The organism is Streptomyces sp. HSW2009 (assembly GCF_040240285.1).
Lineage (GTDB): Bacteria > Actinomycetota > Actinomycetes > Streptomycetales > Streptomycetaceae > Streptomyces.
Map to the genome: position 1 here is coordinate 1 of NZ_JBEHZD010000215.1, position 11953 is coordinate 11953.

At 72.5% G+C, this 11953-nt stretch carries 9 protein-coding genes; 7 read left to right on the plus strand and 2 right to left on the minus strand.

Translation table 11 applies throughout. The features are described from left to right. Positions 1-233 precede the first annotated feature (233 nt). From ndk to rodA, 6 genes are all read left to right on the plus strand, one after another. Complete coding sequence (gene ndk / locus AAHZ94_RS17390) at positions 234-647, plus strand: nucleoside-diphosphate kinase (RefSeq protein ID WP_349993828.1); 414 nt, start codon at positions 234-236, stop codon at positions 645-647. A 326-nt stretch (positions 648-973) separates the two neighbouring features. Continuing rightward, the gene (locus tag AAHZ94_RS17395) at positions 974-1993 is read left to right on the plus strand and encodes a rod shape-determining protein (RefSeq protein WP_349993836.1); all 1020 of its coding nucleotides are present in this window, start codon (positions 974-976) and stop codon (positions 1991-1993) included. 286 nt (positions 1994-2279) lie between these two features. Further along, a complete protein-coding gene (gene mreC / locus AAHZ94_RS17400; RefSeq protein WP_349993829.1) occupies positions 2280-3218 on the plus strand; it encodes a rod shape-determining protein MreC in 939 nt (312 codons plus the stop codon). Next, positions 3215-3961 carry a rod shape-determining protein MreD gene (gene mreD, locus AAHZ94_RS17405; RefSeq protein ID WP_349993830.1) on the plus strand — a complete coding sequence of 249 codons (747 nt, stop codon included), beginning with the start codon at positions 3215-3217 and terminating at the stop codon, positions 3959-3961. Before mreC ends, mreD begins: the two co-directional genes overlap by 4 nt. Positions 3962-4082: 121 nt before the next feature. Beyond that, positions 4083-6338: a penicillin-binding protein 2 gene (gene mrdA / locus AAHZ94_RS17410; RefSeq protein ID WP_349993831.1), complete on the plus strand. Its 2256-nt coding sequence runs from the start codon at positions 4083-4085 to the stop codon at positions 6336-6338. Further along, the gene (rodA, locus tag AAHZ94_RS17415) at positions 6335-7534 is read left to right on the plus strand and encodes a rod shape-determining protein RodA (protein WP_349993832.1); all 1200 of its coding nucleotides are present in this window, start codon (positions 6335-6337) and stop codon (positions 7532-7534) included. Before mrdA ends, rodA begins: the two co-directional genes overlap by 4 nt. Positions 7535-7736: 202 nt before the next feature. Here rodA and AAHZ94_RS17420 read toward each other — a convergent pair whose 3' ends face one another. Continuing rightward, the gene (locus tag AAHZ94_RS17420) at positions 7737-9059 is read right to left on the minus strand and encodes an FAD-dependent monooxygenase (protein WP_349993833.1); all 1323 of its coding nucleotides are present in this window, start codon (positions 9057-9059) and stop codon (positions 7737-7739) included. A gap of 281 nt (positions 9060-9340) precedes the next feature. Between AAHZ94_RS17420 and AAHZ94_RS17425 the strand changes: the two genes are divergently transcribed. Continuing rightward, on the plus strand, positions 9341-10057 hold the full coding sequence (locus tag AAHZ94_RS17425; protein WP_349993834.1) for a TetR/AcrR family transcriptional regulator C-terminal domain-containing protein: 717 nt from the start codon (positions 9341-9343) through the stop codon (positions 10055-10057). Positions 10058-10144: 87 nt separating this feature from the next. On the opposite strand, the gene AAHZ94_RS17430 is transcribed toward AAHZ94_RS17425, so the two are convergent. Beyond that, positions 10145-11200, minus strand: coding sequence for an ArsR family transcriptional regulator (locus AAHZ94_RS17430; RefSeq protein WP_349993835.1), 1056 nt, complete (start codon positions 11198-11200; stop codon positions 10145-10147). Positions 11201-11953: the final 753 nt, after the last annotated feature.

Consider the following 11953-nt stretch of genomic DNA (forward strand, 5'->3'; position numbering starts at 1 on the left):
CCCCCCCCCCCCCCCCCCCCCCCCCCCGCCGCCACCCCCCCCCCCCCCCCCCCCCGCGCCGGCGGGCGCCGGGGGGGGGGGCCCCCCCCGACGGTTCGACGGCCCCCGGCCCCCGGCCCGTACCGCCAAGCGACCTGCCAAGCGATCATGGACAGGCCCGGTGCGGCCGATGGCGGGAGCCCCTGTAGCCTCAGGCGCGATAACCCCCGTCACATCCGCAAGGAGCCGCGATCATGAGCCAGCGCACCCTCGTCCTTCTCAAGCCCGACGCGGTCAGGCGCGGTCTGGTGGGCGAGATCCTGGGCCGCATCGAGGGCAAGGCGGGCTGGCAGCTCGTCGCGCTGGAGCTGCGCACCCTGGAGCGCGAGGTGCTGGAGCAGCACTACGCCGAGCACGTGGGCAAGCCCTTCTACGAGCCGCTGATGGAGTTCATGGCCTCCGGCCCGATCGTGGCGCTGGTCGTGCAGGGCGAGCGCGTCATCGAGGGCGTCCGTACGTTGGCCGGCCCCACCGACCCGATTGCCGCCGCGCCCGGCAGCATCCGCGGTGACTTCGGCACCATCGTCCGCGAGAACCTCATTCACGCCTCTGACTCCGAGGAGTCGGCCGAACGGGAGATGAAGATTTTCTTTCCCGGTCTCGTCTGACGAGACGGCAGATATCTGAACGGTTTCTCCACCCGAACGACCTGATGGCCTCGGGTACACCCGGTTGACCAGGGGGCTGCCGTATTTTTCGGTTGTCCCCTGGAATATGCCCATCGTTCGAGGGAACGCATCGCCGCGACACGACGTCCCCTATGGAGGGGGCGGACGGTGTTCCGCCGACAATGGCGGAGGAACCCTCGCGCCGCACTGCGGCGGGCGAGACTACGATGGAACCTTCCGCGCCACGTAAGCGCACTCATCACGCCGACCTCAATTAAGCATTCGCTCCAGTTGGGAAGGCCAGACGCATCCTCATGGGGAACAACATGTCGTTCATCGGCCGTGACATGGCTGTCGACCTCGGGACCGCCAACACGCTGGTTTACGTCAGAGGCCGCGGGATCGTCCTCAACGAGCCGTCTGTTGTCGCGATCAACACCAACACGGGCGGCATTCTCGCCGTGGGTGCCGAAGCGAAGAAGATGATCGGCCGTACGCCGGGGAACATCGTCGCCGTACGCCCCTTGAAGGACGGCGTTATCGCCGACTTTGAGATCACCGAGCGGATGCTCCGCTATTTCATTCTGAAGATCCACAAGCGCCGCTATCTGGCCCGGCCGCGCGTTGTGGTCTGCGTGCCCAGCGGCATCACCGGAGTCGAGCGACGCGCCGTGATCGAGGCGTCCACCCAGGCGGGTGCCCGCCAGGTGCACATCATCGAGGAGCCGATGGCCGCGGCGATCGGCTCCGGCCTGCCGGTGCACGAGGCCACCGGCAACATGGTGGTGGACATCGGCGGCGGCACCACTGAGGTCGCGGTCATCTCGCTCGGCGGAATCGTCACGGCGCAGTCCATCCGGGTGGCCGGCGACGAGCTCGACAACGCGATCATCCAGCACATCAAGAAGGAGTACAGCCTCCTGCTCGGTGAGCGCACGGCCGAGAACATCAAGATCACCATCGGCTCCGCGTACGAGTCGGAGCAGGAGGAGCACACCGAGATCCGCGGCCGTGACCTGGTCAGCGGGTTGCCCAAGACGGTGGTGATCTCCGCGGCCGAGGTGCGCAAGGCCATCGAGGAGCCCGTCAACTCGATCGTCGACGCCGTGAAGACCACGCTCGACAAGTGCCCGCCCGAGCTGTCCGGCGACGTCATGGACCGCGGCATCGTGCTCACCGGCGGTGGCGCACTGCTGCGCGGGCTCGACGAGCGGCTGCGCCGCGAGACCGGCATGCCCATCCACATCGCCGAGGACCCGCTGGACTCGGTGGCCCTCGGCTCGGGCAAGTGCGTGGAGGAGTTCGAGGCGCTCCAGCAGGTCCTCGACTCCCAGCCCCGCCGCTGAACCAACGGTCGGGTGAACGGGTTACGCCGCGCGGGTAGCCGCGTTCCGGCGCGGTGGAACCCCCGCATAATGAGTCGCACGGGTCCCTGAGGACGCCACGCGTCGCAACACCGGCACCGGTCGCGCCCTGCGCCGCGCGTACGCCGGCCGCTGCACGGAAGGCGTGCGGACCCCCGAAAAACTCTGGACGCGGTCCCCCGGGACAGCGTTCGTATCCAGGTAGGACGCCCCGACCGGCCGCCGCCTTGGACCGGCCGGTCCAACGAGGAAGGCACGGCCGCCGTACGTGAGGGACACCCGAGAGAGCCGGCTGCTACTAGTGCTGCTGGTCGCCATCGCGTTCGCTCTGATCACTGTGGACATCCGCGGTGGCGAGGACTCCCCGCTCGACAAGCCGCGCACGGCGGCCCAGACGGTCTTCGGCCCGGTCGAGGACACCGTGGCCACCGCCGTCGACCCGGTCGGCAACGCCATCGCCGCGGTACGGGACTCCGACGAGCGACACGACCGCATCAGCACCCTGGAGCGGGAGAACGCCGAGCTCAAGCACAAGCTGGGCAGCGATGACCGCAACCGTGCGCGCGTCGCCGAACTCGACAAGCTGCTGAAGACCGCCGGCCGCGGCCAGTACGGCATCAAGGGCGCCGAGGTGATCGCGATAGGAGCCGCCCAGGGCTTCTCCTGGACGGTCACCATCGACGCCGGCAGCAAGGACGGCCTCGCCCGCGACATGACCGTCATCAACGGCGACGGACTGGTCGGCCGGGTCACCACGGTCGGCCCGTCGACCTCCACCGTGCTGCTCGCCAACGACCCCGACTTCACCGTCGGCACCCGGCTGGAGAAGACCGGCGAACTCGGCTTCGCCACCGGACAGGGCGACCGTTCGCTGCGCGTCCAACTCCTCAACGGCAAGGCCAAGGTGAAGAAGGGCGACCGGATGGTCACCTTCGGCTCCCGCGCCGACCGGCCGTTCGTGCCCGGCGTGCCGGTCGGCGAGGTGGTCCGGGTCGACCCCGCGCGCGGCGATCTGACCCGCAGCGTCCAGGTCCGCCCGTACGTGGGCTTCAGCAAGCTCGACATCGTCGGCGTCGTCGTCAAGCCGCCGCGCACCAACCCGCGCGACGAGGTGCTGCCGCCCAAGCCGGCGAAGAAGCCCACCCCGACGGTCACCGTCACGGTCAACCCGAGCGCGACCACCAAGCCCGGAGGCGCAGCCCAGTGAAACGCATCTCGCTCTCCATCGTGCTGGTGGTCTTCGCACTGATCGTGCAGGTCACCGTGTTGGCCAGGTTGCAGTTGCCGGGCGCGGTGCCCGATCTGCTGCTGCTGGTCGTGCTCGGTCTCGCGCTGGTCTACGGGCACACCGGCGGCGCGCTGATCGGCTTCGGCGCCGGCCTGCTCATCGACTTCGCCCCGCCGGCGGACCACGCGGCCGGCCGGTACGCGCTGGTGCTGTGCGTCATCGGCTATCTGGCCGGTCTCGCCAAGCCCGAGAAGGGCCAACTGCGCTCGGCCACCGGACCGATGCTGGTGGTGGTCGGCGCGGCGATCGGCGCCACCCTGCTGTACGCGGCGGTCGGCGCGCTGGTCGGGGACGACGCGGCCCGTCAGGTCGGGCTTGGCAAGTTGCTGTTCACCGCGGCCGTCTACGCCCTGCTGCTGGCGCCGTTCGTCGTACCGCTGGTGATGGCGCTGGCCCGGCGCACCGAGAGCCACCCGCTCAGCGACAGCGGCGGCTCGTCCGGCGGCGCCGGCGAGGGCGCGCTCGGCTGGCTCTCGGCCGGCTCGGGCAGCAGCGGAGCCGGCTGGGGCAAGGCGGCCAGGACCGGCAAGCCCGCCCGGCTCGGCAAGTCCATCAGGCTCGGCAAGTCGGCCAAGATCGCCAGCCCGCGCAGCGACCTGCTGGCCAAGCCGGCCAAGAGCAAGCCGGGACGCATCAAGCTCAAGGGGGTCAAGCGGCTGTGAGGCGGCAGGCGCCGACGGGGGCCGCGCACCCGGGCCCACAGGGCCTCGCGTACCCGGGCCCACCGGGCCCCGCGCATCCGGGCCCACAGGACCACTCGCATCGACCGCCGAGGGGGCGACGGTGACCAACATCCCGGAGACCGGGCGGACCAGCCGGGTCACGATCCGGCTGGTGGCCATTCAGATCCTGGTCTTCTCGCTGCTGCTGACGCTCGGCGGCCGGCTGTGGTACTTGCAGATCCGCAACGGCGACGAGTACAGCAACCAGGCCAGCAACAACCACGTACAGCAGGTCATCGAGCCCGCCGTGCGCGGCTCCATCCTGGACGCCAGGGGCGTGGCGCTGGCCGACAACCAGACCCGGCTGGTGGTCTCCGCCAGCCGCACCGAGCTGATGAAGATGGCCGACGACGGCGAGGCGGTGCTCACCCGGCTGGCCGAGGTGCTCGACCTGGAACCCAAGGAGGTCACCGACAAGGTGCGGCTGTGCGACGCCAAGACGCCGCAGCCGTGCTGGAACGGCTCCCCGTACCAGCCCATCCCGATCACCGACGAGGCCACCACCCAACAGGCCCTCCAGATCCGTGAGCGGGCCGAGGACTTCCCCGGCATCAGCGCCGAGCCCACCGCCGTGCGCCGCTACGCCGCGCCCGGCGACGCCAACACCGCGCAGGTGCTCGGCTACCTCTCGCCGGTCACCGACGACGAGATCAAGAAGGCCGAGGACAGCGAGTCGCCGCTGCTGCGCGCCGACCAGATCGGCCGCTCGGGCCTTGAGCGCACCTACGACAGCCAGCTCCGCGGCAAGGCCGGCGTCACCCGGTACGAGGTGGACAACCTCGGGCGGGTCACCGGCAAGGGCAAGAGCGATGCGGCGGTGCCCGGCTCGACCGTCGTCACCAGCATCGACGCCCGCGTCCAGGCCATAGCGGAGAAGGAGCTCGACGCGGCGATGAAGGCCGCGCGCAAGGAGCACGACCGCAACACCAACCAGAACTACAAGGCGGACGCGGGCGCCGTGGTGGTGATGGAGTCCAAGACCGGCCGCATCGTGTCGATGGCCTCCAACCCGACGTACGACCCCAACGCCTGGGTCGGCGGCATCTCCGGCAAGGACTACCAGCGGCTGACCGGCAAGGACTCCAACTACCCGCTGCTCAACCGGGCCATCCAGGGCCAGGCCGCACCCGGCTCGATCTTCAAGGTCATCTCGGCGACCGCGGCGGTCAACGCCGGCTACGCCTTCGACAACAAGTACGACTGTAGTAGCGCCTTCAACATCGGCGGCCAGGTCTTCAAGAACTTCGAGTCCAAGGGGTACGGCCCGATCGACCTCGGCCGCGCCCTCGAAGTCTCCTGCGACACCGTCTTCTACGACCTCGCGTACAAGCAGTGGCAGAAGGACGGCGGGAACAACCCGAAGAAGAAGCCGGGCGACTACTTCTACAAGACGGCCCACCAGTTCGGGCTCGGCGAGGAGACCGGCATCGACCTGCCGGGCGAGGTCGCCGGGCGGGTGCCGGACCGGCAGTGGAAGAAGGACTACTACAAGGCCAACAAGGACGTCTGGTGCAAGCAGGCGAAGTCGAAGAAGGACGACTACGCCACCCGGGTCGCCCGCGAGAACTGCGCCGAGGGCATGAAGATGCGCGCCGGTGACAGCGTCAACTACTCCATCGGACAGGGCGACACCCTGGTGACGCCGATACAGATGGCGACGATCTACAGCGCCATCAGCAACGGCGGCACGCTCTACGACCCGACCGTCGGCAAGGCCGTGATCAGCCCGGACGGCAAGCAGGTCAAGGAGGTCAAGCCGACCTCGCACGGCAAGCTGCCCATGCACGGCGACACCCGGAACAAGGTGAACGCGGCGCTGGCCGGCGTGGTCACCAACGGCTCCGCGGCCTGGCGGTTCGGCGGCTGGCCGCAGGACAAGATCCCGATGCACGCCAAGACCGGCACCGCCGAGGTCTACGGCAAGCAGACCACCTCGTGGTTCGCCTCGTACACCAAGGACTACACGATCGTCATGACGATCTCCCAGGGCGGCACCGGCTCCGGCGCCTCGGGGCCGGCCGTGCGCAACATCTACAGCGCCCTGTACGGCGTGGACGCCAAGGGCGAGATCGACAAGAAGAAGGCGCTGCTGCCGACGCCGCAGCGCACCCTGCCCAAGATCGAGAAGGACGGCACGATCGAGGCGCCGCACATCAAGCCGCCGAAGAAGGCCAAGCCGACCGAGGAGGCGCCGGTGCTCGCCGCCGGTGAGCTCGGTCGGACGCCGGTGACCACGCTGGACGCCGGCGACCGGCCGGTCACCGCGCCCACCGCAGGCACGCTGCCGCTCGCCGCGGCCGGGAGGCGGGGCCAGTGACCGCATCGGACGGATTCTTCGTACGCAGGTTCTCGCCGGAGCCCGGCGCCTGGGGCAAGCTGACGGCGCGCGACTCGATCGTGCGGCGGCTGGACTGGACGCTGATGTTCTCGGCGCTCGCGCTGTCCGCGATGGGCGCCGTGCTGGTCTACTCCGCCACCCGCAACCGCACCGCGCTCACCGGTGGCGACCAGTACTCCTTCCTCTTCCGACACACCCTCAACACCAGCATCGGCCTCGGGCTGATGATCGCCACCATCTGGCTGGGCCACCGCACGCTGCGCGGCGCGGTGCCGGTGCTCTACGTGCTGTCGGTGGTGCTGGTGCTCGCGGTGCTGTCGCCGCTGGGCTCGACGGTCAACGGCGCGCACTCCTGGATCCAACTGCCCGGCGGCTTCTCGCTCCAGCCGTCGGAGTTCACCAAGGTGACGATCATCTTGGGGATGGCGATGCTGCTGGCGGCCAAGGTGGACGCGGGGGACCGGGCCTACCCGGACCACCGCACGGTGCTCCAGTCACTGGGCATCGCGGCCGTGCCGATCGCGATCGTGCTGCTGATGCCGGACCTCGGTTCGGTGATGGTGATGGCCGTCATCGTGCTGGCGGTGCTGCTGGCCTCCGGCGCGTCCAACCGCTGGATCGCCGGCATCATCGGTACCGGCATCCTGGGCATCGTGCTGATCTGGCAGCTCAACATCCTGGACCAGTACCAGATCGACCGGTTCGCGGCGTTCGCCAACCCGGCGCTCGACCCGGCCGGCGTCGGCTACAACACCAACCAGGCCAGGATCGCGATCGGCTCGGGCCAGCTCCGCGGCGCCGGCCTGTTCAACGGCAGCCAGACGACGGGCCAGTTCGTGCCCGAGCAGCAGACCGACTTCGTCTTCACGGTGGCCGGCGAGGAACTCGGCTTCCTCGGCGGCGGGCTCATCATCCTGCTGGTGGGCGTGGTGCTGTGGCGCGCCTGCCGGATCGCCAGGGGCGCGCCCGAGCTGTACGGCACGATCGTGGCGGCCGGCGTCATCGCCTGGTTCGCGTTCCAGTCCTTCGAGAACATCGGCATGACGCTCGGCATCATGCCGGTCACCGGGCTGCCACTGCCCTTCGTCTCGTACGGCGGCACGTCGATGTTCGCCGCCTGGATAGCGATCGGCCTCTTGCAGTCGATCAAGGTGCAGCGGCCGATGTCGGCCTGACGGCGCCCCGCCCGCGCGGGCCCGCCGCATCCGTCCGGCGCCCCGGTGCCCCTTCCGCGTTCTGCGGGGAGGGGGCGCCGGGGCGTTGGCGTGTGGGGCCCGCTGCCGCGGGGGCCGGGTCGGTGGGGCCGGGCCGTCGTCCGCGGCGGCGTGCGGACCGGCCGGGGCGGGGTGGAGTGGCAGTGCGCGGGGTGGGCCGGGGTCACCGGGTGGCGTGCGGGGCGGGCCGCGGCTGGCCGGCTCCCGGGTGTCCGGGCTGCGGGCTCCCCGCCACCCGTGGGTCGGGCCGGTGGGGCCGGTCGGGCACCGGGCGGTCGGCCACCGGATAGTCGGCCGCCGGGTGGTCAGGCACCGGATAGTCGGGCAGCGTCACGGTGCTGCTGACCTTCTCGCCGAGCTTCAGCATGCCGTTCAGGAACAGTGGGCGGGACAGCAGCGCGTTGCGCAGGCGCAGCCCCGTGGCGGTGCCGGGGGCGAGGAACTTGCCGGTGCGGTCGCCGCCGACCTGGCAGCCGGTGGCGTACTTCCGCAGCAGGCCCTCGTACCGCGCGAAGGCCGTCCGGTGGTCGCCCGCCGCGCCGGCGAGCTCACCGGCCAGGACGTAGGCGGCGCCCCGCGCGGTGCCGGTCCCCATGCCGCCGATGGTGGCCCCGCAGGCGGCGTCGCCGCCCAGGCAGATCCGCCCGGTGGACCAGGTGTCCACATCGGCCCGGCTGATCGAGTCGAAGTACAGGTCGGGCGCCCGGCGCAGCGAGTCCAGCAGTTCGGGCACCGCCCAGCCGAGCCCGGCGAACGCGTCGGCGACCAGCCGCTTCTGCTGCTCAGCGGCGTGCCGGTGGTACGCCAACTCGGGCGCGGCGAAGACGAAGAACGCCCCGGCCAGGCCCGGGTCCCGGTGGTCCGGGCCGACGGACGCGAGCCGCCCCGGCACGTTGTAGCCGACCGAACCCCGGGTCAGCACCGGCTCCGCGGGCCGCGGCAACTGCCAGGTGGCGGCGTAGTAGCCGAGGTGGCTGACGTAGCGCTCCTCGGGTCCGAAGGCCAGGCTGCGGACCCGGGAGTGCAGCCCGTCGGCGCCGATGACCAGGTCGAAGTCGCGTACGACGCCACTGGCGAAGGTCACCCGCACGCCGGCCGCACCCTCCTGGAGGGCGGCGATCGAGTCGCCGAAGACGTACTCGGCGTACGGGGCGCTGCGCTCGTACAGCACCCGGGACAGGTCCCCGCGCAGCACCTCGATGGCGCCGCCGGCGAACTCGGCCGGCAGGTCGAGCAGGGTCCGGCCGGCCTCGTCCACGAAGCGCATCGGGCTGCCGCCGGTCTGGATGCGGCGCAGTTCGGGCAGCAGGCCCATGCGTTCCAGGACGGTGAGGTGGGTCTCGCCGCGGAAGTCGACGGCCTGCCCGCCGGTGCGCAGCGCGGGGGCCAGTTCGACGACGGTCGGGCGGAAGCCGTGCCGGCCCAGCCAGTAGGCGAGCGCGGGTCCGGCGATGCTCGCGCCGGAGATGAGGACGTTCACGGGCACGGGGTGCTCCTTCGGTAGGGCGGGGTCAGGGGCGGGTGGGCGGTACGGGTCGCATGGGCTGCGCGAACCTGCGTGGGCTGCGGGCCGCTCGGCCGTGCGGGCGGTACGAGCCGGGTCGTACGGGGCGTACGGGCATGGGTGCGGGGCACGGGGAGGTCAGCGAGTGCCGTCCCGGAGGCCGCGCAGTGAAACTGTGTCCGATGGACGCTGTCGAATACTGTGTACCGTAGACGCAGTTAACGGGCGCCGCAAGGCGCGAGGGCGACGAAGGGGAGACGGGCGTGGCGGACGAGTACGCCGAGACGGTGCGGCTGTTGTGGGGGGCGCGCCCGCGGCCCGCGGGGGGCCCGCGCCCCACGCTCGACCTGGAGCGCATCGCCCGGGCCGGCATCGAGATCGCCGACGCGGACGGGCTGGCCGACCTCGCCATGCAGCGGGTCGCCGGGCGGCTGGGCGTCACCAAGATGGCGCTCTACCGGTATGTGCCGGGCCGGGCCGAACTGGTCGCGCTGATGGTCGACGCCGCCATCGGCCCCTGCCCCGCACCGGCGGAGCCGGCCGGCGACTGGCGGGAGCAACTGGCGCAGTGGGCGCAGGCATTGCTCACCCGCTTCCGGCAGCACCCCTGGGTGCTGGAAGCCACCGTGGGCCCGCGGGTGGTGGGCCCCGGGGAACTGTCCTGGATGGAGCGCGCGGTGCGCGCGCTGGACGGTACGGGGCTCGCCGGCGCCGAACGGATGGATGCGGCCGTGCTGCTGGTCGGGCACGTACGCGGCATCACCCAGCAGTCCCGCGCGGCCGGACCCAAGGGCGATCCCGAGGCCCAACTCGGCGCGATACTCGGTGCGTTGATGCAGGAGCACGGCGAGCGCTTCCCCGCGGTCACCGCGGCCGTCGACGACGCGGCCCGCTCACACGGCCAGGACCAGGCGTGGGAATTCGGCCTCCACCGCATCCTGGACGGGCTGGCTGTGCTGATCGCCCAGCGGGCGGGTTGACGGTCGCTGGGGCGGGGTGCCGGTGGAGTGTCCGGGCGGCAGGGCGCGGGCTGCCGGGTGGGGCGGCAGCGGTCGCGGGGCGGGGCCTCAGCGGGCGGTGCGGCCGGGCGGTGGTGTGCCGTCGGTCGGCGGCCGGGGGCGTGCCACGGGCACCGGGGCTGCCGGCGCGGCGCCCTGGTGGCGGGCGGCCAGCAGGGTGCCCAGGGGGGTGCGCCGGTGGAGTACGGCGCGGCCGGTGCGGGCCGTGCTGATCAGGCCTGCGCCGCGGAGGGCCGCCGCGTGCGCGGATGCGGTCGCGGCGCTGACGCCGAGGCGGCGGGCGAGGTCACCGGTGGTGTGGGCGTCGGCGAGCAGCAGCAGGGCCCGGTGGCGGGTGCGGCCGAGCACCGCGGCCAGCGCCGTGTCGGAGCCACCGGCCGCCGTCGGCGTGAGCGGGATGCCGGGGCCCGCCGGGTACGTCACGTACAGCGGCTGGTCCGGGTCCGGCGGGTCGGCGACGAGCGGATGGCCGGGCCAGTGGAAGGTCGGCAGGAGCGCGAGCCCCCGGCCCGCCGGCCGTAGCTCCAGGTGGTGCGGCGCGGGCAACTCCCAGCCGTCCGCGTGCAGTACGGAACCGGGCACGGCCGCGGTGAGCGCCGCCCCGACGCCCGCTTCGGCCGCGGTCAGCGCGTGCCGGGCGAACTCCGCCTGATGCATCTCCTGCACCAGCGACCACACCGGCCCGATGACCGTGTCGAAGGCCGCGCGCTGCGCCCGGTGCAGCACCTGCCAGCCGGTGGCGTCGCCGCGGTGCAGATCGCGCACCCACGGCGGGGGCGGGCCCGGTGCGGCGGCGTAGACCCGGGCGAGTTCGGCGCGGACCAGGGGCGCTGGGGTGGCGCGCGGTGCGTCGAGCCCGGCGCCCAGGTCGTCGCTGAACACGTCGAGGAAGGACGGTGCCACCCCGGCCGGGACCAGGTCGAGCAGTGGCTCGGCCGCGCGCGGCAACCGGTGCAGCAGCCGCTCCCGCCACGGCCCGTACCGCAGCGCGCCGCCCGGGTGACCGAGCGTCAGCAGCGCCGTGTTGAGCTCCAGGAGCGGCGCCGGCCGCGGCGCGAAACGGACCCGGGCCAGGTCGGCCGCGGTGAGGTGGATGCGGATCACTACACCTCCCGACGGCGTGGCGCCAGCGTTTCGACGGAGACCGTAAGGCTCGTCCCGGCCCCGGCGCCCGACCCAGTATTCCGGGCGTGCCCCCACCCGGGGGCGCCGGGTGCGCGGCCGGACCGTGCGGACGCGCACGAGCGCACGCGGACGCGGATGCGGGTGTGAACCCGGATGCGGACGCGGAGGGGAAGGAGCGTGGCCCATGGGGTACGTCGAGAACGGGGCGGACCGGCAGGGTGGCGAGCGACGGGTGGGGAGTGCCCGGGCCGGGGGAGTGGGTGTGGGCGGGGTGCCGGTGGCTGGTGTGGGTGGTCAGTTGGGCGGTGTGGGGCAGGTGGGTGCGGGGGTGGAGGCGGGCCCGGCCGGGGAGCCGGGTGCTGTGGCGGAGGCGCGCTCCGCAGGGAAGCCGGGCCCCGCAAGGGAAACGTGCTCCGTGGAGAAGCCGGGCCCGGTGGCGGAGACGGGCCCCGCAGCGGGACCGTGCCTTGTGGTGGCGGGGTGCTCCGTGGGAGAGCCGGGCCCCGTGGGAGAGCCGGACCCCGCAGGGGAGGCGGGCCCCGCGGGGAAGCCAGAGCTCGCAGGGACACCGCGCCCCGCAGCGGACGTGGCCGCGCCGTCGCCCAGGACCGGCCCGCGCCCGGGCCCCGTCGCACGGCGGGCGGTGGTCGGCGCGGCGGCCTGGGGCGCCGTACTGGCCTGCGCCGGCGCCCCGGCGGCGCGGCCGGCGACGGCTGTCTCTTATTCACCTCT